General features: G+C 55.8%; 25 protein-coding genes. 16 read left to right on the forward strand and 9 right to left on the reverse strand.

Annotated elements, in window-relative coordinates; translation table 11 throughout:
• Positions 1-5: 5 nt before the first annotated feature.
• Positions 6-1,886, reverse strand: a complete 1,881-nt coding sequence (gene cobT, locus ACXJGX_RS11115) for a cobaltochelatase subunit CobT (RefSeq protein ID WP_474781584.1) — start codon at positions 1,884-1,886, stop codon at positions 6-8.
• 88 nt (positions 1,887-1,974) lie between these two features.
• A complete protein-coding gene (locus tag ACXJGX_RS11120; protein WP_474781586.1) occupies positions 1,975-2,328 on the reverse strand; it encodes a hypothetical protein in 354 nt (117 codons plus the stop codon).
• A 208-nt stretch (positions 2,329-2,536) separates the two neighbouring features.
• Here ACXJGX_RS11120 and ACXJGX_RS11125 point away from each other — a divergent pair, with 208 nt between their 5' ends.
• A complete protein-coding gene (locus ACXJGX_RS11125; protein ID WP_474781588.1) occupies positions 2,537-3,121 on the forward strand; it encodes an NADPH-dependent FMN reductase in 585 nt (194 codons plus the stop codon).
• Positions 3,122-3,158: 37 nt separating this feature from the next.
• On the opposite strand, the gene ACXJGX_RS11130 is transcribed toward ACXJGX_RS11125, so the two are convergent.
• Positions 3,159-3,557, reverse strand: a complete 399-nt coding sequence (locus tag ACXJGX_RS11130) for a hypothetical protein (RefSeq protein ID WP_474781590.1) — start codon at positions 3,555-3,557, stop codon at positions 3,159-3,161.
• Between the two features lie 4 nt (positions 3,558-3,561).
• The gene (cobS, locus tag ACXJGX_RS11135; RefSeq protein WP_474781592.1) at positions 3,562-4,548 is read right to left on the reverse strand and encodes a cobaltochelatase subunit CobS; all 987 of its coding nucleotides are present in this window, start codon (positions 4,546-4,548) and stop codon (positions 3,562-3,564) included.
• Between the two features lie 153 nt (positions 4,549-4,701).
• On the opposite strand from cobS, the gene ACXJGX_RS11140 reads away from it, so the two are divergent.
• From ACXJGX_RS11140 to ACXJGX_RS11160, 5 genes are all read left to right on the forward strand, one after another.
• A complete protein-coding gene (locus ACXJGX_RS11140) occupies positions 4,702-5,244 on the forward strand; it encodes a sigma-70 family RNA polymerase sigma factor (RefSeq protein WP_474781594.1) in 543 nt (180 codons plus the stop codon).
• Complete coding sequence (locus tag ACXJGX_RS11145) at positions 5,241-5,915, forward strand: anti-sigma factor (protein ID WP_474781596.1); 675 nt, start codon at positions 5,241-5,243, stop codon at positions 5,913-5,915. The genes ACXJGX_RS11140 and ACXJGX_RS11145 overlap by 4 nt, the downstream gene beginning before the upstream one ends.
• A gap of 173 nt (positions 5,916-6,088) precedes the next feature.
• Positions 6,089-6,658, forward strand: a complete 570-nt coding sequence (locus tag ACXJGX_RS11150; RefSeq protein ID WP_474781598.1) for a fasciclin domain-containing protein — start codon at positions 6,089-6,091, stop codon at positions 6,656-6,658.
• Positions 6,659-6,786: 128 nt separating this feature from the next.
• Positions 6,787-7,248 (forward strand): peptide-methionine (R)-S-oxide reductase MsrB, encoded by a 462-nt coding sequence (msrB, locus tag ACXJGX_RS11155; RefSeq protein ID WP_474781600.1) that lies wholly within the window; start codon positions 6,787-6,789, stop codon positions 7,246-7,248.
• Positions 7,249-7,625: 377 nt separating this feature from the next.
• Complete coding sequence (locus ACXJGX_RS11160) at positions 7,626-8,096, forward strand: hypothetical protein (protein WP_474781602.1); 471 nt, start codon at positions 7,626-7,628, stop codon at positions 8,094-8,096.
• Between the two features lie 34 nt (positions 8,097-8,130).
• On the opposite strand, the gene ACXJGX_RS11165 is transcribed toward ACXJGX_RS11160, so the two are convergent.
• Positions 8,131-8,766: a DnaJ domain-containing protein gene (locus ACXJGX_RS11165; protein WP_474781604.1), complete on the reverse strand. Its 636-nt coding sequence runs from the start codon at positions 8,764-8,766 to the stop codon at positions 8,131-8,133.
• A gap of 78 nt (positions 8,767-8,844) precedes the next feature.
• On the opposite strand from ACXJGX_RS11165, the gene ACXJGX_RS11170 reads away from it, so the two are divergent.
• Entirely contained in the window at positions 8,845-9,096 is a 252-nt protein-coding gene (locus tag ACXJGX_RS11170; RefSeq protein ID WP_474781606.1) for a BolA family protein, read from the forward strand.
• Here ACXJGX_RS11170 and ACXJGX_RS11175 read toward each other — a convergent pair whose 3' ends face one another.
• From ACXJGX_RS11175 to pepN, 3 genes are all read right to left on the reverse strand, one after another.
• Positions 9,097-9,429, reverse strand: coding sequence for a DUF4177 domain-containing protein (locus ACXJGX_RS11175; RefSeq protein ID WP_474781608.1), 333 nt, complete (start codon positions 9,427-9,429; stop codon positions 9,097-9,099).
• A gap of 75 nt (positions 9,430-9,504) precedes the next feature.
• The gene (gene gatB / locus ACXJGX_RS11180) at positions 9,505-11,019 is read right to left on the reverse strand and encodes an Asp-tRNA(Asn)/Glu-tRNA(Gln) amidotransferase subunit GatB (RefSeq protein WP_474781610.1); all 1,515 of its coding nucleotides are present in this window, start codon (positions 11,017-11,019) and stop codon (positions 9,505-9,507) included.
• A 64-nt stretch (positions 11,020-11,083) separates the two neighbouring features.
• Positions 11,084-13,636, reverse strand: coding sequence for an aminopeptidase N (pepN, locus tag ACXJGX_RS11185; RefSeq protein WP_474781612.1), 2,553 nt, complete (start codon positions 13,634-13,636; stop codon positions 11,084-11,086).
• Between the two features lie 91 nt (positions 13,637-13,727).
• Here pepN and ACXJGX_RS11190 point away from each other — a divergent pair, with 91 nt between their 5' ends.
• The 6 genes from ACXJGX_RS11190 (at position 13,728) to ACXJGX_RS11215 (ending at position 19,831) form a co-directional block, all read left to right on the forward strand.
• Positions 13,728-13,907, forward strand: a complete 180-nt coding sequence (locus ACXJGX_RS11190) for a hypothetical protein (RefSeq protein WP_474781614.1) — start codon at positions 13,728-13,730, stop codon at positions 13,905-13,907.
• Between the two features lie 124 nt (positions 13,908-14,031).
• The gene (locus ACXJGX_RS11195; RefSeq protein WP_474781616.1) at positions 14,032-16,158 is read left to right on the forward strand and encodes a malate synthase G; all 2,127 of its coding nucleotides are present in this window, start codon (positions 14,032-14,034) and stop codon (positions 16,156-16,158) included.
• Positions 16,159-16,196: 38 nt separating this feature from the next.
• Entirely contained in the window at positions 16,197-16,625 is a 429-nt protein-coding gene (locus tag ACXJGX_RS11200) for a GlcG/HbpS family heme-binding protein (RefSeq protein WP_474781618.1), read from the forward strand.
• Positions 16,626-16,812: 187 nt separating this feature from the next.
• A complete protein-coding gene (locus ACXJGX_RS11205; RefSeq protein ID WP_474781620.1) occupies positions 16,813-17,580 on the forward strand; it encodes a gamma-glutamyl-gamma-aminobutyrate hydrolase family protein in 768 nt (255 codons plus the stop codon).
• A 62-nt stretch (positions 17,581-17,642) separates the two neighbouring features.
• On the forward strand, positions 17,643-18,329 hold the full coding sequence (locus tag ACXJGX_RS11210; RefSeq protein ID WP_474781622.1) for a D-lyxose/D-mannose family sugar isomerase: 687 nt from the start codon (positions 17,643-17,645) through the stop codon (positions 18,327-18,329).
• A 53-nt stretch (positions 18,330-18,382) separates the two neighbouring features.
• Positions 18,383-19,831, forward strand: coding sequence for a TrkH family potassium uptake protein (locus ACXJGX_RS11215; RefSeq protein WP_474781624.1), 1,449 nt, complete (start codon positions 18,383-18,385; stop codon positions 19,829-19,831).
• Positions 19,832-19,869: 38 nt separating this feature from the next.
• Here ACXJGX_RS11215 and ACXJGX_RS11220 read toward each other — a convergent pair whose 3' ends face one another.
• Entirely contained in the window at positions 19,870-21,597 is a 1,728-nt protein-coding gene (locus ACXJGX_RS11220; RefSeq protein ID WP_474781626.1) for a trypsin-like peptidase domain-containing protein, read from the reverse strand.
• Between the two features lie 175 nt (positions 21,598-21,772).
• Between ACXJGX_RS11220 and ACXJGX_RS11225 the strand changes: the two genes are divergently transcribed.
• The 3 genes from ACXJGX_RS11225 to glyS are packed head-to-tail and all read left to right on the forward strand — an operon-like array spanning position 21,773 to position 25,406.
• Positions 21,773-22,696: a glycine--tRNA ligase subunit alpha gene (locus ACXJGX_RS11225; protein ID WP_474781628.1), complete on the forward strand. Its 924-nt coding sequence runs from the start codon at positions 21,773-21,775 to the stop codon at positions 22,694-22,696.
• Positions 22,693-23,223: a DUF6446 family protein gene (locus tag ACXJGX_RS11230; RefSeq protein ID WP_474781630.1), complete on the forward strand. Its 531-nt coding sequence runs from the start codon at positions 22,693-22,695 to the stop codon at positions 23,221-23,223. Before ACXJGX_RS11225 ends, ACXJGX_RS11230 begins: the two co-directional genes overlap by 4 nt.
• Entirely contained in the window at positions 23,223-25,406 is a 2,184-nt protein-coding gene (gene glyS, locus ACXJGX_RS11235; protein WP_474781632.1) for a glycine--tRNA ligase subunit beta, read from the forward strand. The genes ACXJGX_RS11230 and glyS overlap by 1 nt, the downstream gene beginning before the upstream one ends.
• Positions 25,407-25,468 lie beyond the last annotated feature (62 nt).

Genomic DNA, 25,468 nt, shown 5'->3' on the forward strand with positions numbered 1-25,468 from the left:
TGTGCTTAGCTGGCCTTGCGCATGCCCAGCACGCGGGCGCGCTTGCGCGGATCGCTATCAAACAGGCTTGCCAGTTGTTCGGTCATGGCGCCCGCCAGCTGTTCCACGTCGGTGATTGTAACAGCGCGTTCATAATAACGGGTCACGTCATGACCGATACCGATCGCAACCAGTTCAACCGCTTTGCGTTTTTCAATCATCGCGATCACATCGCGCAGATGCTTTTCCAGATAGTTGGCGGGGTTCACGGACAATGTGGAATCGTCCACCGGCGCACCGTCGGAAATCACCATCAGGATTTTGCGCTGCTCGTGGCGATTGACCACCCGGCGGTGGGCCCATTCCAAGGCCTCGCCGTCGATATTTTCTTTGAGCAAGCCTTCTTTCATCATCAATCCCAAATTTGGGCGTGTCCGCCGCCATGGGGCATCTGCGGATTTATAGATGATGTGGCGCAGGTCGTTCAGGCGACCGGGCTTTGCCGCGCGGCCATCGCCCAGCCATTTCTCGCGGGACTGGCCGCCTTTCCATGCTTTGGTGGTAAAACCCAGTATCTCGACTTTGACGTCGCAGCGTTCCAGCGTGCGTGCCATCACATCGGCGCAAATTGCGGCAATCGAAATTGGACGCCCCCGCATAGAGCCAGAGTTGTCGAGCAAGAGAGTCACGACCGTATCGCGGAATTCGGTATCTTTTTCGACCTTGAACGACAATGGGGTTGTGGGGGATGCCACAACCCGTGCCAAACGGCCCGCGTCCAGAATTCCCTCTTCACGATCGAATTCCCACGACCGGTTCTGCTGGGCCTGCAACCGGCGCTGTAGCTTGTTGGCCAAACGGCTGACTGCCCCCTTCAGCGGGTCAAGTTGCTGGTCGAGATAGGCCCGCAAGCGTTCCAGTTCCGCAGGCTCTGCCAGATCAGCGGCACCGATTTCTTCGTCAAATTCGGCCGTATAGATCTGATAATCCGGGTCCGCATCTGACACAGGTTGCGGGGCAGGTGGTTCGAGAGGGGCCTCGCCTTCGGGCATTTCTGCCTCTTCGCCCATTTCCTGATCCGCCTGATCATCCATGCTGACCTGCGCCTGATTGGCGTCTTGCTGGTCTTCTTGGGTCTGTTCCGGTGATGCGTCGGCCTGTTCGCCGTCGCTGTCGTCATCGCCGGTGCTGTCGGGTTCTTGTTGATCGTCGTCGTTGGTTTCTTCGGCTTCGTCGTTGTTTTCATCATCAAGACTGTCGGGATCATCACCCAGTTGATCGCCATATCCCATGTCGCTGATCAGTTGACGCGCGAATTTCGCAAACGCCTGCTGGTCGTTCAACGTATGCGACAAATTCTCGAGGGTATCGCCGCAGTGATCCTCGATAAAGCCACGCCACAGGGTCATGACGTTGTCGGCGCCCTTCGGCAGGGGGCGGCCAGTGGCGAGATGGCGGATCAGATATCCGGCGGCGACCGCAAGCGGGGCGTCTGATGCTTGGGTGATTTGGTCATAGCCTTTTCGCATCGCTTCATTCGCGATTTTGGCGTCGATGTTTCCGGCGGTGCCGGGCATGTGCTGTGCGCCCACGGCCTCTGTGCGCGCTGTTTCCATTGCGTCATACAGGTCGCGCGCCATCTGCCCCTGCGGCATGTAGCGCGCAGCGACTTTGGGGTCGTGGAATTTGTGACGAAGCGCAAAGGCGTCTGCCGTGCCGCGCGCCAAAAGGACTTCGTCGCGGGTCATGCGGCGCGTCACTTGCGGCAGACGAATTGAATCCGCTGTCTGGCCGGCCGGATCCACCGAATAAGTTACGGTCAATTCACGGTCGTTGGCCAAGACTTTAGTCGCCTCGGCCAGCGCTTTCTTGAATGGGTCGGCGGGGTTGTCGGTTGGTTTTTGCATCGGCAGCGTCCTTCGTTCACAGGTAAACTAGAACCCGTCGCACGCAATGACCAGAGGCGTCAGACGTAAAGCTGGCGACAACGCCCCATCATTCGAGGTCTTCGAATATGATGTTTGCTTCGGGGGCTATGTCAAAAGGATCGTCGACCAAGGCGTGAAGTGTGTCCAGTTCGGCAAACCCGGGCACAGCCACGCCTGCCTCGTCAATAAATGCGATGCGCGGACGGTAGGTTTTGCCACCAATCGTGATCTCGCCTTCATCAAAAAGATACGCCAGCTCTGTCACGATTCCTTCGACATTGGCCTTGGCAATTTCAGCGCTCATGTTTTCTGCAAATAAAGGCAGCAGCGTCTGGGCAATCAATGTGGCCGCAGATTCTGCCAGATCTTCATGGGCGAGCACATAATCTGCGGGCAATTCCGTCCCGATCTTCATTTTCATCGTCATCTCCCGGTTGCGATGCCGAACACCATACAAACAAAACGGACTTGATTATGACATGTCTGGGCCATTCATGTGTATTTCGTGCGGGGTCAGAAAGTGAATCGCTCTGCATTCCTGCACAGAGTGTGCGCACATATCGCTGTTGCGTGCGTGACATCGGGGGCGCACATTGTATCCAAAGACTGCTCAAACATTGGAGACTAAAATGTCGAATCTTCCTAAAATCGCCGTTATTATCGGATCGACCCGCGCATCCCGTTTCGCTGACAAGCCTGCTGCGTGGTTGATGAAACAAGCCGCCGCGCGCGAGGACATGACCGCCGAATTGGTCGATTTGCGTGACTTTGATCTACCGCTTTTTGACGAAATGGCGTCAAATAAATGGATGCCAAGCCAAGACCCCAAGGCGATCGCCTGGCAAGAAAAGCTGGCAGAGTTTGACGGCTATATTTTCATTACCGCTGAATACAACCATTCGATCACTGGCGCGCTGAAAAACGCACTGGATCAAGCCTATAATGAATGGAACCGCAAGCCGATGGGCTATCTGGGATACGGTGGGGTCGGTGCCGCCCGCGCGATCGAGCATCTGCGCACAATCGGTGTCGAACTGGCCATGGTTCCGGTTCACGGTGCGGTACATATTTCTGGCGGCGACTTTATGGCGTTGCACCCAATGGGCGCAAATGGTGAAATCGAAACAATCGAAGATCACATTCTGCCAGCAGCCAAAGACCTGTTTGACGACATGGTTTGGTGGGCAAACGCGACGAAAGCGGCGCGCGGATAAAACAAAGGGCGGGGTAATCCCCGCCCTTAATTTCTGTTTATTCCGGCAGGTACTTTAGCTCGGTCTGCCAGCAAAATGAGCTGTACTGCTGAATGCTTTGGCCAACTTCGTAGCCGTCAGCATCAACCGTGTCTTCGCCGCGACTAAAATCGTCTAGCATTGCGGCATTATTTTCCATGACGCGTGTTACTTCGGCTTCAATTTCGGCATCGGTCGTATCACCACGGGTCATGTCGATGATCATGTTCCAGCGTGCCAAATTTTCGACATAAGCAGCATCGTCGTCTGACGTGTTTGTTGCGCGGGACATTTCGTTCAAGCCCCTTTCAAACGCAACGCACGCCAAAACGTCCTCCAACTCGGCGGTCATTGCGGTTGCTGGCAACGCTGACACTGCGATGAATGCGGCACAAACCGGCCAAAGCGCGTTCGCCATTTTGTTACCCCAGGCTCAGGCTTGCCGCGCTTTCGGGCAGCTCTTCGTCAAAACAGCGCTGATAGAATTCAGCGACAGTTTGGCGTTCAAGTTCGTCACATTTGTTGAGGAACGACAGCCGGAACGCATAGCCTACATCCTGGAAGATCCGCGCGTTTTCGGCCCATGCCAGCACTGTACGAGGTGACATGACCGTGGACAGATCGCCGTTCATGAATGCGGTACGGGTCAGGTCGGCGACAGTCACCATTTGCGATACGATTCTGCGGCCCTTGTCGGTGTTGTAGTGCGGCGATTTGGCCAGCACGATCGCAGCTTCGGCGTCATGTGACAGGTAATTCAACGTCGCAACGAGCGACCAGCGGTCCATCTGGGCTTGGTTGATTTGTTGGGTGCCGTGGTAAAGCCCAGTGGTATCACCCAAGCCAACCGTGTTCGCTGTGGCAAACAGCCGGAAATATTTATTGGGCGTGATGATTTCGTTTTGATCCATCAACGTCAGTTTGCCGTCGGCCTCTAGGACGCGTTGGATGACAAACATCACATCAGCGCGGCCCGCATCATATTCATCGAACACAATCGCAACAGGATTGCGCAAGGCCCAAGGCAGAATACCTTCGTGGAATTCAGTCACCTGAACACCGTCGCGCAGTTTGATCGCGTCTTTCCCGATCAGGTCGATCCGCGAGATGTGGCTATCAAGGTTCACCCGCACCGCAGGCCAGTTCAATCGCGCGGCCACCTGTTCGATATGCGACGATTTGCCTGTCCCGTGGTAACCCTGAATCATTACACGGCGGTTATAGCCAAAGCCCGCGAGGATCGCCAAAGTGGTATCGGGGTCGAATTTATATGTACTGTCAATGTCAGGCACGCGGTCGGTGCGGTCAGCAAACCCCTTGATTTTCATATCACTATCGATGCCAAACACTTCGCGGACCGAAATGTCTTCGGTCGGTTTTGCATTAATATCGAGGGTCACGTCAGCCATCTGCGCCGCCTTTGCTTTGTCGTCTTATGTTGAATTATCGATGCAACATATCGCCTGCCGCCGCAAGTACCAGAGGTCAAAGCAAACTTTGCACAACCTAATTGGCCTTCCGGCGCTTCTATGGTTAGCTGCGATGCAGACGAGGAGATGGATGTGGCAACACGCGACGATATCGAAACTTACATTGACCGGATCGCCTTGGGCGACAGGGATGCCTTTGCAGCACTTTATAATGCGACCTCGGCGAAACTTTTTGGCGTGACCTTGCGTGTTTTGAACAACCGCGCTGAAGCGGACGACGCATTGCAGGAGGTATACATCAAGGTGTGGCGGGCCGCTGACAGGTATCAGTCGAACGGGCTAAGCCCGATGACGTGGCTGATTACGATCACGCGCAATCACGCGATTGATCGCTTGCGCAGACGCAAGAAGGGTCAGGCAGGTCTGGACGAGGTGGCCGAACTGGCCGATCCATCGCTTGGTCCGGAAGCCCAAGCCATTGCATCGTCGCAACGCGCGCAGATCAATGACTGCCTTGATGAATTGCCCGCTGACAGGGCCGAGGCCGTGCGTCGTGCCTATCTTGATGGTGACACATATCAGGATCTGGCGGACCTGATGCAGGTTCCGCTGAATACGATCCGTACATGGCTGCGTCGTAGCCTGATAAAATTAAAGGACTGTCTGTCACAATGACCGATGATCATACCGATGATGCCCCCCTTTCGGCCGCCGCCGAATATGCGTTGGGCCTATTGACCCCGCCAGAGGCGCGCGCCTTTGAGGCTGAAATTAACCGTGATATTGCCCTGCGCGCCGAGCTTGTCTTGTGGCAAGAGCATTTGGTGTCGCTCACTGATAGCATTGCGCCAGTCACACCGCCCGCGAAAACCTATCAGGCGATTGCGGCACGGTTATTTGGCGCACCGCAAAAACGCTGGAGCCTGACGTCCCTTTTGGCGGGCGCGGTCAGTGCCGTCGCATTCGCTATTGCCGTCGGTTTCGTGATCCTTCCCGCGCCGAACCCCAGCGCCAATGATTTGATTGCCGGTCTGGTCGGCGAGGACGTCGGCCTGCGCGTCAACGCCACATTCGACCCTGATACCAACACGCTCTCTCTTGAGCGGGTCGCAGGTGGGCCCGCCACTGGGCGCGTCCTTGAGATGTGGTTGATTGCCGGCAATGATGCGCCGGTGTCGTTGGGTCTATTGCCCGAAGGTCCGACAGGGCGCGTACAAATCCCACCACAGATGGCGACGCTGATCGCTGGTGGTCTACTGGCGCTAAGCGACGAACCGCCCGGCGGTTCACCCACGGGTGCGCCAACGGGTGCTGTGGTGGCTGCGGCACCGTTTAGCACGATATAAACGCGTGGGCTGATCAAAAAAAGGCTGCCTTGGGACACCAAGGCAGCCTTTTTCGTATCAAAATCAATGTCCTATTTTTTATTTACGAATTTTGAAACTCTTTGCGCTGACCTTGCGTGGCTTCTGTCGACCGCGGCAAAAACGCCACGGACCAACATTTGGAGAGACCAGTGATGAACTTTGCTAAAACAATCGTCGCCACCGCAGCCCTGACAGCCATTGCGGGCACATCATTTGCAGCAAGCCACGCGATGAACCCAACCGTCGGCGGAGCCGAGATGCTCGAGTCCAAAACCATTGTCGAAAACGCGGTCAACAGCCCGATCCACACAACGTTGGTCGCGGCAGTTGTTCAGGCGGGTTTGGTAGAAACACTGTCCGGTGAAGGCCCGTTCACGGTTTTCGCCCCGACCGACGCCGCATTTGCAAAACTGCCGGCCGGTTCGGTTGACGATCTGCTGAAACCTGAAAACGCCGACCGTCTGGTCGAAATTTTGACCTGCCACGTGGTTGGGGCAAACGCGATGTCAGATGCCATTCAAGGCATGATCGCGGACGACAGCGGGCGTCACGCCGTGCCAACGCTTGGCGGGTGCGTTTTGCAAGCTACATATGAAAACGGCATGATCATGCTGGAAGACGAGCAAGGCCAAGTCGCGACCGTAACGGTCGCCGACGTAAAGCAGTCAAACGGCGTAATCCACGTGATCGACACAGTCATGCTGCCCGCTGTGAGCGGCTAAGAGGTTGTGAAGGGCGGCGTCGGTCCGAGTGCGTGGTTGTGTAGTCAAGCCGCCCATCACAGCAAGGTGCATCGTCTGAAACATGGCGATGCACGCCAAAAAATCCAGAATAGACAGGGATGAAATCAATGGAACGTCGACACTTTATGATCGGTGCGGTCGCGAGCGCGGGCTTCGTCAAACGTGTGCACGCCCAAGAAACCTTTGAGGTGACACGCACAGACGCTGAATGGCGTGCGATGTTGACCGATGCCCAATATCAGGTGATGCGTCAAGAAGCGACCGAACGCGCCGGATCATCGCCTTTGGACAAGAACAATGCTGACGGGACATACCATTGCCGCGGCTGCGACTTGCCGCTTTATGCGTCTGAGGCAAAGTATGACAGTGGCACTGGTTGGCCAAGCTTTTATGAAAGCCTGCCGAATGCGATTGCCACCAAGCAAGACCGCGGTCTGTTTTCTGTGCGCACCGAATGTCACTGCCGCCGCTGCGGTAGCCACCTTGGGCACATTTTCGATGATGGTCCGCAGCCCACCGGCAAACGCCACTGCCTGAACGGTGTCAGCCTTGTTTTTCAGCAGGCGTAGCAACCCTAACATCGACTCTTTTTGCGTTGTCGCACGGCCAAAAGTGGCCGTTGTGTGGCGGCGCGACTCGCTTTTTGATGGTGTCATAACGCTTTGCACCGGCCATATTTTGGTACCGTCGTTATAGCATATTGAAAGGATTGACCTTTTTCACCCCGGCCGTGTCGGCGGATTTTCGCTTGTCCGAAAAGCCCAAATAAGGCATAAAAGAGACATTAGGCTTGGATTTGACGTGTTTTTCGACACAGACAGTGAACAATCAAATCCGCTAAGAAGCATTATTATTGTTGAGTGCGGGGAATGTTATGGTGAAATCGTATTTTGGAATGTTGCATCTAACGCGAGGCGACAAAGCGCTCGCAATGGCATATGGCGCGATGAGCGCGATGTCCGCGGGCATGACGATGCTGATCATGTCCGATGTGACAACGGCAATTCCCGTCACGATCGTCGGCTATGAAACGTGGGTTGCGATTGTCGGTGCATTTAGCGGCGCTTTGGCGCTTTATGCGACGCGCAACTGGATGTCCTTGGCCGGGCGATTAGGAACACTGCGCGCCATGGTCGGTGGATGTATCAGTGCGTTTCTGGCCGCTGTGATTGCTGGCACGCTGATCGTTCCGTTCTATGGGACACTGTTTGCACCGGTCCTTTTGCTTACCGCATTCACCGTGAAACCCTATCTTGTTCTGGCTTGGTTTGGGATTGTGATGATGGCACATCTGCTGTTAGTGCGGCATGATATTGAACTGCGAAGAGCTGCGCGAGAAGAAGATTTAAGCGCGATCGGACAGCTCAGCGACCTTTCAAAAGCGCAACTTTATCCCAAGCGGCGCCGTCTGAATTGAGTGTGAATAAAAAAGGGGCCAACCGGCCCCTTTTTCAATCTTTGTCGCGAAAATTGCGACTGATCTTGATTTGATCCCATGCCCAAACAACTTCTGACAGTTGTTCTTCTTGGCTGCGATCCCCACCGTTCATGTCCGGGTGCAGCACTTTGATCAGGGCCTTATAGGCCTTACGGATCTGCTGCTTGGACCAATTGTCTTTGGCTTCCAAAATTTCGACAGCGCGGCGTTCAGTTGGCGGCAGTTTCCGACCTACACTGGCACCACGTCCCGGATTGCGGGTGGCGTTAACGCCCAGCACCTGATGCGGGTCCTCGATCCCCAGCCGTGACCACGCGCGCTCTTCCACGCTGCGCTTCATTGGCTTGGTGGGTCGGTCCCACACGCGGTCCTTGGTCATCTGTGCCGCGATTTCAGCCTCGGTGGTGGTTTCGAAGAAATTCCACTTCAGGTTATATTCACGTACGTGCTCTTGGCAGAACCAAAAATAGTCGTCCAAAATATCGGGCGACTTGGGGGCGCGAAACTTGCCTGATTCCTCGCAACCTTCGTGGTCGCAGACCCTCTGTGACGTCTCGGATGCGCCCGACATACCCCGGCGCCCACGCGGGTTCTTCTTCTTGGAACTCGACACTGACATGTCAAAACCAAAGGGATCATCTTTTTTCATGGCGCGTCTTACCTTTCCGACTCGGACGATAGACTTTAAACCTCCCAGCACAGGATTGAAGAGGGCAGAGAGAAAATAATGTCAATTGAAGCAAAAATTCGTACCGCTTTGTCGGTACTTTCACCCCAGACCCTCGAAGTGATCAACGAAAGCGCACAACATAGTGGTCACGCAGGGGATGATGGGTCAGGGGAAAGCCATTGGCGCATCGTGATCAAGGCGCCGCAGTTCGATGCGATGTCGCGCGTGGCGCGGCACCGGGCGATTCATTCTGCGCTAGGCCCCGACATTATCGGGCAGATCCACGCACTTGCGATTGAGGTTCAGTAATTAGTCGTCGTCGCCAATGCCGTCGTCCGCATCTTTGACAGGCGCTGGTGCAACGATAGGCGCGCTCGCAACGACTGGTTCCGGCTTCGGGTCCGCAGCCACTGTTCTGGCCCGGCGAAAAACCAGCATATTCAGAAACACGGTGGTCTTGCCCATCAGACCTTCGCGTTGCTCGGACGGCAACGTATCTGCCCGCAGGTAGTCCCACCCATCTGACGCCATTTTGTTCATGACCGTCTCAAGCGCGATAGCAAAACGGTCCTCGGCGGTTTTTGCACCTTTTGCTTTGACGCCACGCGTTGGTGCCGGCACGACCATATATTCGTAAGACATTCCGTCACCTTTGTTTTTCACGGATCAGATATAGCAAAGCCCGCGCATAAATCAAATATCGCGCGGACCCGAGATCTAAAGCCCCAGTTTCGTCGCGACCAGTTGGTTCACGACGGCTGGGTTCGCTTTACCGCCCGTGGCCTTCATCACCTGACCCACAAACCATCCTGCCAATTTGGGGTTGGCTTGCGCCTTTTCCACTTGGGCGGGGTTGGCGGCGATGATTTCGTCAACGGCGGCTTCGATTGCGCCTGTGTCTGTAACCTGCTTCATGCCTTCGGTTTCGACGATCTCTTCTGGATCGCGGCCCGTGGTATAGCAGATTTCAAACACGTCTTTGGCGATCTTGCCCGAGATGACATCAGATTTGATCAGACCGATAATCTGGCCCAGTTGCGCGGCGCTGACGGGGCTGTCTTCGATGCCTTTGTCGCCGTCTTTTTTCAAACGGCCGAACAGTTCGTTGATCACCCAGTTCGCGGCCAGTTTGCCGTCTTTGCCTTCGGCCACGTTTTCGAAATACTGCGCATTTGCGACTTCGGCGGTCAGCACGGACGCGTCATAGTCAGACAAGCCAAAGTCGTTGACAAAGCGGGCTTTTTTGGCGTCGGGAAGTTCGGGCAGTGCTGCTTTGATCTCATCAACCCATGCTTGTTCGATTTCCAGCGGCAGCAGGTCAGGGTCAGGGAAGTAGCGGTAATCATGTGCTTCTTCCTTAGAGCGCATTGACCGGGTTTCGTTCTTGTCCGGGTCATACAGGCGGGTTTCCTGAACAACCTCTTTGCCGTCTTCAAGCAAAGCGATCTGGCGCCGTGCTTCGACCTCGATCGCGGCTTGGATGAACCGGGTCGAGTTCATGTTCTTGATTTCACAGCGCGTGCCAAGGTGGCTGAAATCTTGGGTTTCCTGATAGCGTTCATAATCGCCGGGACGGCAGATCGACACGTTCACGTCGGCGCGCATGTTGCCGTTTTGCATGTTGCCGTCACAGGTGCCCAGATAACGCAGGATCTGACGCAGTTTCAGCACATAAGCCGCGGCTTCTTCGGGGCCGCGGATATCGGGGCGGCTGACGATTTCCATCAGGGCGACGCCTGTGCGGTTCAGGTCCACGAAGGACATGTTGGGGTCCATGTCGTGGATAGATTTCCCCGCGTCCTGTTCCAGGTGAATGCGCTCGATGCGCACGTTGCGCGCGGTGCCATCACCCATTTCCACCAACACTTCGCCTTCGCCCACGATGGGGTGGTACAGTTGCGAAATCTGATAGCCTTGCGGCAGATCGGGATAAAAATAGTTTTTGCGGTCAAACGCAGAAAAAAGGTTGATCTGCGCGTTCAACCCAAGCCCTGTTTTCACAGCCAGCGCCACACAGCCTTCGTTGATGACGGGCAACATGCCCGGCATGCCCGCATCCACAAACGCCACGTTGCTGTTCGGCTCTGCACCGAACTGCGTCGATGCGCCGGAAAACAGCTTTGCTTTGGTGGCGACCTGCGCGTGGACTTCGAGCCCGATCACGAGTTCCCAGTCGTGCTTTGCACCCGCGATCACTTTGGGTGCGGGGGCGTCGTAAGTCAGATCAAGCATCTAGCGCGTCCTTTGGTCGAATTTAAGTGGTGTCTAAAAGAAGCCGCTGCCGGCTTCAAGTGAATCAGCCCAAGATACGGGTCACCATTTCGGTTGTATCACGCGAAAGGTTGGGGGTTTGCGCAATCCGCTCTAGTGCTGCACGCATTCTGGTCTGCCGGTCGGCGTCATAGCGTTTCCACGTGTCAAACGATGTGACCATGCGGGCGGTGGTTTGCGGGTTAAGCGCATCGAGCTTGATCAGCCAATCCGCGAGCAAATCGTACGCCGCGCCTGATGGGTCATGGAACCCTGCGGTGTTCGCCTTGAGCGCGCCGAAAACCGCACGGAACCGGTTCGGGTTTCGCATCGTGAACGCCGGATGTTGTGTCAGCTTGCCTGCGACCGCGGCAGCCCGGTCAGGTGTGGCGCAGCCGACCTGTAGCCCGAACCATTTGTCCATGACCAGCCTGTCGTGATGCCACTGCTCTTCGAAGGATGCCAATTCGGCAGCGCCCTTACCAATGGTCAAAAGCGCCCCCAGCGCCGCAAGCTGCTGGGTCATGTTATCGGCGTCGGCATATTGTTTTGACGCTTGTTTGCCGCCGTCCAATTTTGTCATCAGGGCCAGGATCGCGTTGCCAAGCGCCCGTTTGCCAGCGTCCTCTGCCTGCGGCGAATAAGGTCCGGTGACAGTCATATCCGCAAACACACGCGGCAAGGTGTCTTGCAGGTGTTGCGCGATATGCAGTCGCAGGGTTTCATGCGCGTCGTAGATTGCGGTCGGGTCTGGCGTCAGCCCAATATCGACAAGCGCTTGGGCTGTGTCGTCTTGTGACGGCAGGGACAACGCGAGGGCGCGAAATGCCGGGTCTAGGGTGTCATCGCGTAACACGGCGGCCAAACCGTCAAGGAATGCCGCGTCGGGTGTCGCGTCATCGCGTACCATGCGAACCAGCACGTCTTGGGCCAATGTCCGTCCGGCATCCCAGCGGTTGAACGGGTCGGTGTCATGGGCCAAAAGGAATGCACGTTCAGCGTTTGTCTGGTCGCGCTCCAATATCACGGGTGCGGAAAACCCGCGCAAAATAGATGGAATCGGTTTGCCTGATAGGCCTGTAAACGTGAAGGTTTGTGCCGCCTCGGTCAGTTCCAAAATTTGGGTGGGGACGATTTCATCGCCATTGTCATTCAGCAGCCCCACCGCGACAGGGATCACAAAGGGGTCTTTGTGGTCTTGGCCGGGTGTCGGCGGCGTGTGTTGCGACAGGTGCAAACTGTAGGTGCCGTTTTCATAATGATCGCTCACGCTGACCCGTGGCGTGCCGGCCTGCGCATACCAGCGGGCAAATTGCGTCAGGTCGCGCCCCGTCGCGTCAGTAAATACCTTTAACCAGTCTTCGATCGTGGCCGCATCGCCGTCGTGTCGTTCAAAATAGAGATCAAGCGCGGCTTTATAAGCGTCGTCGCCCACAAGGCGTTTCAGCATCCCGATGATCTCGGCACCCTTTTCATAGACGGTGACAGTGTAAAAGTTGTTGATCTCGACAAAGCTGTCTGGACGCACCGGATGGGCAAGCGGGCCGCCATCCTCGCGGAACTGGTGGGCGCGCAGCACCACAGCGTCATTGATGCGTTTGACAGCATGACCACGCATGTCGCCCGTAAATTGCTGATCGCGGAACACGGTCAAGCCTTCTTTCAGGCAGAGCTGGAACCAGTCACGGCAGGTGATGCGGTTGCCGGTCCAGTTGTGAAAATACTCGTGGGCGATGATCGCCTCGATCCGTTCAAAGTTGGCGTCGGTCGCTGTTTGCGGGCTGGCCAACACGGCAGAAGAGTTGAAAATGTTCAAGCCTTTGTTTTCCATCGCCCCCATGTTGAAGTCATCAACGGCAACGATATTGAAAATATCCAAATCGTATTCCCGGCCGTAAACATCTTCGTCCCACTTCATCGACGCTTTCAGCGCCTTCATTCCGAATGCGCATTTTTGTTCGTCGGGACCGGGGCGGACCCAAATATTCAACGCCACCTCTTTGCCGGACATGGTGGTGAAACTGTCAGGGTGATTGACCAGATCGCCGCCGACCAGTGCAAATAGATATGCGGGTTTCGGCCAGGGGTCATGCCATTCGGCCCAACCTTCACCCTGCGCGACACTGTTCCCGTTTGAAAGAAGGACGGGCAGCGTGCTTTCGATGCGGACGGTGAAAACCGACATCACATCGGGGCGGTCGGGGTAATAGGTGATCTTGCGGAACCCTTCGGCCTCGCACTGGGTGCAGTACATGCCGTTCGACATGTAAAGCCCTTCTAGGGCGGTGTTGGTCTCTGGGCTGATTTCGACCTCTGCCTCGAAGACAAAGGGTGCATTTGGCACGACACACGTCAGGCCGGTTTGCGTGATGTCGGGTGTGACAGGAACACCATCGACTAAGGCCGAGACCAGCACAAGATTTTCGCCGTGCAAAAAGAATTCCTGCGTTGTGGCATGCGGATTCGGGCGGAATGCAATCCGCGATTTTACGCGTGTCGCGCTTGGCGACAAATCAAAGGTCAGATGCACGCTGTCGACCAGGTAGGCAGGGGGCGTGTAGTCGCGCAGGTAGATTGTTTGCGGTGCAGCGTTTTGCATCGGTATGCCTTTCGATTGAACCATTCGGTTGGCCAGACGTTATGTCCGTACACACCGGGCTGCAACAGCCCCTAACTCTTGGAGGCATCTTATGTCAGCACCAGATACAAATATCGAGAAGCAAGAAAAACGCCACCGCGGCCCACTTTATGGTATGAAGATTGTTGTGGCTATCGCCCTGATCTTGATGATCGGCTTGTTTTTCTTTCTTGCCGAAAATGGTAACACGCCGGGTGAAGTCAACGGCGATGTCATTATTCAAGTCGATTAACCCGCGTTCCCCAAAACACCTTTGTCAAATTCGGGCTTGTTGCCGATAGGAAACTTCTGGTCTACTCCGGTGGGAAACAAACGTGCGCCATATCTGCGGTGCGCGTTTCCGCAGGGGAGATATCATGACAGACCGATTGACGAAGCATGGGTTACAGGTTGCAACAGACCTGGTAACTTTTATCGAACAAAAAGCAATTACTGGTACCGGTGTATCAATAGATGCTTTTTGGAAGGGTTTTGCCGATCTTGTGTCGCAAATGGGCCCTCGCAACCGCACGTTATTAGAAAAGCGTAGCACCATACAGGCCAGAATTGATGACTGGCACATCGCCCGTCGTGGGACGCCGCATGATGCCGCTGCCTACAAGGCGTTTCTTGAGGACATTGGTTACCTTGTGCCGGAGGGCCCTGATTTTGCGATCGACACTCAAGGTGTGGACCCTGAGATCGCATTGGTTCCCGGCCCGCAACTGGTGGTTCCCATCACCAATGCACGCTTTGCGCTGAACGCGGCGAATGCCCGCTGGGGCAGTCTTTATGACGCGCTTTACGGCACTGATGCCTTGGGCGACCTACCGCAATCAAAGGGTTATGACGCTGATCGTGGGGCGCGTGTGATCGCATGGGGCCGTGCGCATCTGGATAAAGTTGTGCCGTTGGCCGACGGGTCATGGGCGGACATCACCGCGTTGCGTGTTGAACAGGGTGGGCTTGTCCCGGCGCTGTCAGATCCGGCACAGTTCGCGGGCCACAATGACGACGCTGAAATCTTTCTGCGCGCGAATGGGCTGCTGATCAAAATTGTTGTTGATCCGTCAAGCACCATCGGCAGCGCAGACGCCGCCGGTATTTCCGACATCATTCTTGAATCTGCCATGTCAACGATCATGGATTGCGAAGATTCAGTCGCCGCTGTCGATGCCGAAGATAAGGTTGTCGCCTACAGCAACTGGCTGGGCCTGATGAAAGGTGACCTGACAGAAGAGGTCACGAAAGGTGGCAAAACCTTTACCCGTGAATTGAATGCGGACGTCACGTATACCGGGCCAGACGGCAGCGCGCAAACCCACAAGGGGCGTTCGCTGATGCTGATCCGCAATGTCGGGCATCTTATGACGAACCCGGCCATCTTGGACGCTGATGGCAACGAAGTCGGCGAAGGATTGATGGATGCGATGTGCACCACCTTGATTGCGATCCATGACTTGCAAAACGACGGTGGCAATTCGGTGCATGGTGCAATGTATGTTGTGAAGCCCAAGATGCACGGACCCGAAGAGGTGGCGTTTACCTGCGAAATTTTCGATCACGTCGAAGCCGTGCTGGGTTTACCTGCAAACACCGTCAAACTGGGGATCATGGACGAGGAGCGCCGGACCTCTGTCAACCTCAAGGAATGTATCCGCGCGGCGAAATCACGCGTGGCCTTTATCAACACAGGGTTTCTCGACCGGACTGGTGATGAAATTCATACCAGCATGGAAGCCGGGCCAATGATCCCCAAAGGCCAGATGAAAGACAGCGCCTGGATCAAATCCTACGAGGATCGCAACGTCGATATCGGGCTTGCCTGCGGATTGCAGGGCAAAGCACAGATTGGCAAAGGCATGTGGGCGATGCCGGACCGGATGGCCGATATGTTGGTTGCAAAGGTTGGACATCCGATGGCTGGCGCAAACTGTGCTTGGGTCCCATCACCCACTGCGGCCACGTTGCACGCAACACATTACCACAGCATTGACGTGATCGCGCGCCAAAACGAGATCAAGGCGGGCGGCCAACGGGGGACATTAGCTGACCTCTTGACCGTGCCAGTGGCCACCAATCCCGATTGGGCCGATGAATTGATCACGCAAGAAATCGAAAACAACGCGCAGGGTATTCTTGGGTATGTGGTGCGTTGGATCGATCAGGGCGTGGGTTGTTCCAAGGTGCCCGATATTCATGATGTTGGCCTGATGGAAGATCGCGCAACATGCCGGATTTCCAGCCAAGCCCTGGCGAACTGGTTGCATCATGACATCGTGACCCAGAACCAAGTGATGGATGCCATGCGCAAAATGGCGTCGGTGGTTGATGGTCAAAACGCATCTGACCCTGCGTACCGCCCCATGGCACCGCATTTCGACGGGATCGCGTTTCAGGCGGCCTGTGATCTGGTCTTTCGGGGCCGGGTTCAGCCGTCGGGTTACACCGAACCCGTGTTGCATAAGCGTCGGCTTGAACTCAAAGCGCAGCGCAATCATTAACGCAGGTGGGTTCATGCCCACCCTGAGAGGAGAAAAGAATGTCAGAAATTTCAATGAGCAAAGCCCGCACGATTATTCGCAAGGCCCTAACCAAGGGCAACGAGATGGGGTTCAAGCCCTTGTCCGTTGTGGTGCTAGACGCCGGTGGGCATGTCAAAGCGTTCGAGCGTGAAGATGGCGCCGCACCCGGTCGGTTCGCAATCGCCCATGGCAAGGCTTATGGTGCGGTCATGCTGGGCATGGCTGGGACGGCGCAAATGACGCGCGCTGAACAGCAGCCCTATTTTATGGCGGCGGTAAATGGTGTTTACGGTGGGCAGGTGATCCCTGTGCCGGGTGGCGTGTTGGTGCGCGACAAAAAAGGTGTTGTGATCGGTGCCGTTGGCGTGACCGGCGACACATCAGACAATGATGTGATCGCGGCGCTTGCCGGAATCGAGGCGGCCGGGCTAACCGGAGAAGCCTAAGTTTTCATACGTTTGTATCAAAAGGCGTGCCATTGGCGCGCCTTTTTGCATCTTGGTTGTCCATAAATTAAGCAAATGCCTGCAAATAAGATATGTGCTAATGGGCGACGAAGGGTGTGCGGTGATGTTGACTTTAACTTGTCGCGGGGACGCAGTATTTAAGACCCAACAAGAAGGATGAACGCACGTGCGCCCGGTTATTGGTATTATTGGAAACAGCCACCTTTTAAACGACGAATATCCTGCATTTGCGGTCGGTGAAATGAACGTCCGCGCCATTGCAGAAGTGTCAGAGTGCCTCCCGCTGATTGTTCCAACTGGCCCGGGACTGCTGTGCCTTGATGAACTGATGGACCGCTGCGATGGGTTTTTGTTTACAGGTGGCCGCCCAAACGTGCACCCCGAGGAATACGGTGAAACCGAAACCGCCGCACATGGCGCGTTTGACCGTGACCGTGACCGAACAGCATTGCCGTTGATCCGTGCCTGCGTGATGCGTGGCCAACCGATTTTAGGGATCTGCCGTGGCTTCCAAGAGGTGAATGTCGCGATGGGCGGCACGTTGTACCCAGAAATTCGCGATTTGCCGGGGCGCGACAATCACCGCATGCCACCGAACGGGACGTTGGCGGAAAAATTTGAACTCCGGCATCTTGTGACTTTTTCGCAAGATGGTCCATTCCATGCGCTGATGGGCACCCGCGAGGTGATGACCAACACATTGCACGGGCAGGGGATCAAAGACGCGGGGCCGCGTGTTGTGATTGATGGATACGCCCCTGATGGCACGCCAGAGGCCATATACATCAAAGATGCGCCAGGTTTCACGATGTCGGTGCAATGGCATCCTGAATGGAATGCGGCCGGTGATCCGGTGTCACGCCCGTTGTTTAATGCCTTTGGTGTTGCTTGCCGTGCTTGGGCGGCCCGCGGCGGACTTCGCAAGTCTGCATAAGCCTTGCTTGCGCCGCGACCCGTTTTTAGGCATCACTTCCGAAAACGTTTCAGGAGGTGAGAATGAAACGGTCCCGTATCAACGAAATTATGGCAGAGGCGGATGAGATGATCCGCTCTCATGGCTTTACGCTGCCACCTTGGGCCTCTTGGACACCAAAGGAGTTCTCATCGCGTGCCAAAGATGCCCAAGCGGTGATTGACGCGCGTTGTGGCTGGGACATCACCGATTATGGCGCTGGGCGCTATGATGCGATGGGATTGTTTCTGTTTACTTTGCGCAATGGTCGGCTGGCCGATCTGCAACGCGGTGGCGGCATGTGCTACGCGGAAAAGCTGCTGATTTCAAAGCAAGACCAGTTATCGCCCATGCACACCCATGTGATAAAGGCCGAAGATATTATCAACCGTGGCGGTGCCACGTTGGTGGTCGAACTGTATGGATCGGACGCCAACGGCAACTTTGATGAAACCGCGGGCGGGACCGTGTTTTGTGACGGTATCAGGCGTGATTTTACCCCCGGCGAAAAACTGTCGTTTGCGCCCGGCGAAAGCGTCACATTGATGCCCGGTGATTGGCATGCGTTCTGGGGCGAGGGCGGCGATGTTTTGATCGGCGAAGTCTCGACTGTGAACGACGACGAAACTGACAATATTTTCCGCGACCCCATTGGTCGCTTTGCGCAAATTGACGAGGATGTGGCCCCGACCCATCTTTTGGTCAGTGACTATAAAACGTGGCTGGTGTAGCGCAGCGTCTGAAAGGGCTTCGCCATCGTGCGCAGGGAATATAATGGTAAGATATGCTTGATTTACGCCCTGTGGGATATGTTTTAGGCCTGTTGGTTGCTGCATTGGGCCTCACGATGTTCGCGCCATTGCTGGCGGATTTGCTGGCGGGTGACCCGCACTGGAGTGCATTTCTAGAAAGCGCGATTATCACAACGCTCACCGGGGGCCTTGTCGCGCTTGCCTGTTCAAATGGTGTCAGTGCAGGATTGTCGCTGCGCCAGACGTTTTTGCTGACAGCGTTGGTTTGGCTTTTGCTGCCGCTATTTGGCGCCATCCCGTTTATTTTGGGCGCGACACATGCAAGTTTCACCAATGCATTTTTCGAGGCAATGTCGGGGCTGACAACAACGGGGTCGACCACGTTTGCGGGAATCGACGATTTTCCCAACGGTCTTAAGCTGTGGCGCGCCACGCTACAGTGGTTGGGGGGCGTCGGAATTATTGTGGTCGGTATGGTTTTCCTGCCCGAGCTTCGGGTTGGCGGCATGCAGATTTTCAGATCTGAAGCCTTTGAAACGATGGGTAAAATTCTGCCCCGCGCCGGCGAAATTGCAAGCAGCATTTCCGTGATCTATCTGGGGCTGACTGTTGCGTGCGGGCTTGCCTATATGGCGACCGGCATGGGGCCATTTGATGCACTGGTGCATGCGATGACGACAGTATCAACAGGTGGCATGGCGAATTATGACAGTTCGTTTGGCAACTTTAGCGCGGGTGCGCACTATGTCGGTACGGTTTTTATGGTTCTCGCGGCGCTGCCTTTCGTGCGCTTTGTGCAATTGCTTGCTGGATCGGCCAAGCCAATTTGGCGCGACAGCCAGATCCGCACTTTTTTTGCGATCATCGCCGTATGCGTGATGCTGGTGACGTCTTGGGTCTGGGGCCGCGAAGGCGAGTTTAGCGAACCAGCCTTTCGTGAGGCGCTTTTCAATGTGGTGTCGGTCATGTCGGGCACCGGGTTTTCAAGCGCCGATTATATGACATGGGGCACGTTCCCGGTGGTCATTTTCTTTTTTGTGGGACTTATCGGCGGCTGTGCGGGATCGACGGCATGTTCGGTCAAGGTGTTCCGTTACCAGATTCTGTTTGCCTCGATCAAAGCGCAGATCCGGCAGATCCACTCTCCGCACGGTATTTTCACACCGCGCTTTGAAGGACGCCCGATCGGCGAAGACGTCCTGAGTTCGGTCATGGCGTTCTTTGTGGCCTTCATCTTGCTTTTGGGGGTGACGTCCGTATTGCTCGGATTGACAGGGCTTGATTTCATCACGTCTGTTTCGGGCGCGGCGACTGCCATCGCCAATATCGGGCCGGGACTGGGCAACGAGATTGGCCCTGCAGGTAATTTTGTCGGAATTAACGATACCGCGAAATGGATCCTGTCGGCGGCTATGTTTATCGGGCGCTTGGAAATTATGGTGGTTTTGACCATCATTTCGGTCAAGTTCTGGCGGTCATAATCCGGTGCGCGGTCGATGTCCGCGCACCAGACGGTTTACTACCAACAGCTTACCAATACTGTGATGTCGGTTGCGTGTCGGGTTAACGCAACAGGAGAAATATCGACAATGCTTTGGCTCGTGGGCTTCTGCGCGATACCGTTGTTTTCCATAAGCGCCGTAATTTGCGCCGCGTCGATCGCAAAGTTGACCTCTGGCGGCAGGACCTGCGTGGTGCCGTCGATGCGTGGCAAAAGCATTCCCAATACGGCGCCAGTTTTATCAAACACCGGCCCACCTGCATCGCTGGGCTGGGGCAGGATCGACAGGCGGATCAGGCGGTCATCGCCGGTCAGGCTGCGAATATCCAGGACTTGGCCAAACGTCAGTGTCGGGGCGCCAAGAACGCCATTGTAAGGGTAGCCACCCACGACAATCTGGTCTTGAAGGCGCGGCGTCATGGGCTGGAATGATGCCGTATCGATGGGTGACATTGGCGCGACGGGGCGCAAGATGGCAATGCCAAGCGCGTCATCCTGCGCGACAACTTCTGCATCATATTGGCCGTCATAGGTGACGCGCTGGCAGTCCCCGACAGCCTCGGTTGTTGTGACGACAGTGCCATCATCTGATACATAAAACCCGGAACGCGCACGGTCAGGCTGACGGACGGCAAGCCCTGATACCATATCGATTGACTGGTCGTCGCCTGCGGGAACGATCAGCGGGTCCAAAACACCGTCGAGCCGCGTAAAGCTGGCTTTCATGGTTTCAATCACCCGGACCCGCCGGGCGTCATCATTGATTGGCCAAACCAAGGTGAACCCTTTGATTGCGCCGTCTTCCAAGGTCGCCATCGTGTAGGAGTGCAAGCGGTCATCGATGCCTTCGATTTCAAACCCTGTCGCGGTCAGCGTCCGCGGACCATCGGTTGGCACGATATCAAGAACTTGCATGATTTCATAAAGGCCAACCAATCGCCCGGCATCCCCGGTTTGCGAAATGAACAATACCTGCGCTTGTGGCAAATCCGCGCTGGCGTCAAACCGGACGAATGGGGGTTTGTAATCAGTAAAGGCGACCAACCCCGTGGGCACCTGCATTTGGATGCCAGAGGCCGCGTCCCGCACAAGCCGCATCTGTGCAGATTCAAGTATGCTGTTATACTGTTCAAACAACGTTTCACGTTGCCACGTCGTCAAAATACCTGTGGGGTCAACGCCATTCGCTTGCTGCCATGCCTCCATCGCGGCACGCGTTCCACGGCCGAATGACCCGTCGATGGCCGCCGTATAGTGGCCTGCCCATGCCAGCGCTTTTTGGATGTCTTCTTTTTGCGGGCGCGTCAAAAGACGCTCTGATGCCAGCGCTTGGTCAACTGTTTCATCCACTTCCATTGATGTGGATACCGGCTGATCGGGGGTTGCGGGCAATGTGGGTGTTGCGGTGTCAGGCGGGGTCGCACGACCACCAATTGGCCAAAACTGCTGCTGGAAAAACTGACCGTTTTTTACGAAACTATCGCTGGGGATGACGCCGATCTCCAGCAGGTTTTCCAGCGTGGTTTGCGCGTTTTGCTGCGAAAAAGGCCCGAGAAATATACCGTAGAACCCATCCCCTAAATAAAACCCGTTCACACTGTCGGTCGTCGCCGCATAGGCGCGCGCACGCTCTTGTGCGCTTGTCAGTGTTTGGCGGGCTTCAATCTGGACCCAGAAATTTTCCTGTGCAGTTGCAGACAACGTTGAAAGCCCCAAAAGCACGATTGACGCAAAGATTTTGAACATAGCCCCCCCGGGTTTCACGTTTTTGATCAAGCCCATGACTGGCGGGGTATGAGAAGAGACGCAAGACCTACGAAACAATTTTCCGCCACGACGAACATTATGTCGCCAGCCGTTGCCCAATTGACCCTTTCGCCGCAGCACCCTATTGAACGCTTAATCTTAGACGAGGGCGACCATGGCAGATAAACCGCGCAGTTTTCAGGAAATTATCCTGCGGCTTCAAAACTATTGGGCCAGCGAAGGCTGCGCTATATTGCAGCCCTATGACATGGAAGTGGGGGCAGGGACGTTTCACCCCGCGACCACCTTGCGCGCACTGGGGTCGAAAGCCTGGGCCGCCGCGTATGTGCAGCCGTCGCGTCGCCCGACCGATGGGCGGTATGGCGAAAACCCCAACCGGTTGCAGCACTATTATCAGTATCAGGTTTTGATCAAACCGAGCCCGCCGGACTTGCAGGAACTGTATCTTGGGTCGCTGAACGCTATCGGGATTGACGCCTCCTTGCATGACATCCGGTTTGTCGAAGACGACTGGGAAAGCCCGACGCTGGGTGCGTGGGGCCTGGGCTGGGAAGTCTGGTGCGACGGCATGGAGGTTTCCCAATTCACTTATTTCCAACAGGTCGGCGGCCACGACTGCAAACCTGTTTCGGGTGAATTGACCTATGGGTTGGAGCGACTGGCGATGTATGTGCTGGGTGTCGATCACGTGATGGACATGCCGTTCAACGACCCGCAATCGCCCAGCCCGCTGACCTACCGCGATGTGTTCAAACAGACCGAAGAAGAATACGCGCGCTGGAATTTCGACGTCGCCGACACCGATCTTTTGTTACAACACTTCAAAGACGCCGAGGCAGAATGCCAGCGTATTCTTGACGTACCCGCCGACGATCCGAAAACCGGCAAGCGCATCATCATGGCGCATCCGGCCTACGACCAATGTATCAAGGCCAGCCACCTGTTTAACCTGCTTGACGCACGTGGCGTGATTTCGGTCACCGAACGCCAAGCCTATATCGGGCGGGTACGGGCACTGGCCAAAGCCTGCGCAGATGCCTTTGTCCAAACCGAAGCCGGCGGAGCAACCGACGCATGAACTGGAACCGTGTCGCAATTGTGGGGATCGCTGTGTTAGCTTTGATCGCGGGTGTCGCGCTATATTATCTTCAGGTGTATGCCTATTACATGCCCGTCGCCGCAGAGGATGTGCGCGTTGAACTGACGTCGGTTTCGACCGGCGAGGCGGAGCCGATCATTTATGACAGCTTTGATGCCATCGATTCCGACAGCAGCCCGATCCGCTATCGTGCGTGTTTCACCACCGTGCTCAGTCAGGCCATGCTGACGGAAACATTTGTTATCGTTGATGATGCAGAACCACGCGTCGCGCCAAGCTGGTTCGATTGCTTTGACGCCGCGCAGATTGGTGCGGACCTGAAAAGCGGCACTGCGATTGCATTTCTTGGCACAGAAAACATTCACTATGGGATCGACCGCATTGTCGCCGTTTACCCCGATGGTCGCGCCTATGCGTGGCACCAAATCAACGCCTGTGGCGAGGTTGTGTTTGATGGCAATCCGGCCCCTGACACCTGCCCACCCGTACCCGAAAGCCAGAACTGATGCCTGATCTGCTGATTGAACTTTTTTCCGAAGAAATCCCTGCACGGATGCAATCGCGCGCCGCAGATGATCTGAAAAAACTGGTCACGGACGGTTTGGTTGCGGCTGGATTGACCTATGCAGGGGCGGCTGCGTTTTCGACGCCGCGTCGTTTGACGCTGTCCATCGACGGGCTGACCGCCGAAAGCAAACCCACCCGCGAAGAGCGCAAGGGCCCAAAGGTTGGCGCACCAGAGCAAGCGATCGAAGGGTTCTTGCGTGGCGCTGGCGTGACACGCGACGCGCTGGAAATCCGCGATGATAAAAAGGGTCAGACCTATTTTGCTGTGATCGCAAAGCCGGGCCGTTCGGCTGCTGATATCATTGCCGAGGTGCTGGAAACCACGATCCGCAATTTTCCGTGGCCGAAATCGATGCGCTGGGGAGAAGGTACCCTGAAATGGGTGCGTCCGCTGCACTCCATTATATGTATTCTGTCGGACGAGGCGGGCGCGCAGGTTGTGCCGCTTGATGTTGACGGCATCGTTGCGGGCAACACCACACGCGGGCACCGTTTCCTTGCGCCGCATGCGTTTAGTGTGACGGGGTTTGATGATTACGAGGCCAAGCTTAAGCGCGCGAACGTGATTTTGCGCGCCGATGAACGCGCCGATCTGATCTGGCACGATGCCACCAATCAGGCATTTGCATGGGGGCTAGAGGTCGTTGACGATCGCGGTCTACTGGCCGAGGTTGCAGGGCTGGTCGAATGGCCCGTTGTGCTGCTGGGGCAAATCGGCGCGGCGTTCCTTGGCCTGCCGCCCGAGGTGCTGCAAACATCGATGAAAGAGCATCAAAAGTTCTTCTCGGTCCGCAATCCGAAAACCAACCGGATTGAACGGTTTGTGACCGTCGCCAACATGGAAACCGCCGACAATGGCGCGACTATTCTGGCAGGCAACCAAAAGGTGTTGGCGGCGCGGCTGTCGGATGCAAAATTCTTTTGGGAAAACGATCTGCGCACCGTCAATTCCGTGGGCCTCGAGGGCATGGGGGCAGGGCTGGCTGACGTGACGTTCCACAACAAGCTGGGGTCGCAGGCCGACCGGATTAAACGGATCGAAGCACTGGCGCGCGAAATCGCCCCGCATGTGGGTGCGCAACCCGATCTGGCGGCAGAGGCCGCGCGCATCTGCAAGGCTGATCTGCAATCGGAAATGGTCGGCGAATTCCCCGAATTGCAAGGGCTGATGGGGCGCTATTATGCGCAGGCCGCAGGCCACGACGACGGTGTGCCAGCCGCTTGCCAAGAGCATTGGCAACCGTTGGGGCCGTCAGATGACGTACCAAGCGCGCCAGTGTCGGTTGCTGTAGCGCTTGCCGATAAAATCGACACGCTGACCGGATTCTGGGCGATTGACGAAAAGCCAACGGGTTCGAAAGACCCATTTGCGCTACGCCGCGCAGCATTGGGCGTTATTCGGTTGGTGTTAGAGAATGGTTTGCGTGTAAAGCTGCTTCCTCAACTTGGCTGGGGAACATCTCTCAATAGGTTCCAAATGATGATCCTTGATGCGATTGCAAATGAGGATTTTCAGACTTTTGATGAACACAGGAAACATGGTGTCGAACGAGTCTTTTCTAAAGGTACGTTCGATACTATTGATGTCGACCTCCTCTCCTTCTTCCACGACCGATTGAAAGTTTTCCTCAAGGACAAAGGCATCCGCCACGACATCATCGACGCCTGCATTGCCATGCCGGGCAATGACGACCTGACCCTGCTGGTCAAACGGGCCGAGGCACTGGCTGCGACACTGGCCACCGATGACGGGGAAAACCTGTTGCAGGGGTTCAAGCGCGCCAATAACATCCTGACCCAAGCCGAGGAAAAAGACGGCGTTGAATATTCCTATGGTGCTGATGTGAAATTTGCCGAAGATGATGCTGAAAAGGCGTTATTTGCGGCGCTGGATGCTGCGGATGCAAAGATCGCGCCGGCGATGGCTGCCGAAGATTTCAGCATCGCGATGACCGCTATGGCGGCACTTCGCGGGCCGATTGATGCTTTTTTCAACGCTGTGCAGGTCAATGCTGACAGCCAGATTTTACGTCGCAACCGGCTTAACCTTTTGTCGCGTATCAGAAATATCTGTTTGTCGGTCGCAGATCTGACCAAGATCGAAGGGTCGACACAAAACTGATAAGTTTCCTTTGCGGCGGGGGTGTGCCTCGCCTATGCTGCAAGCACATCATGGAGATATGC

This window comes from Yoonia sp. SWMV100 (assembly GCF_056108365.1).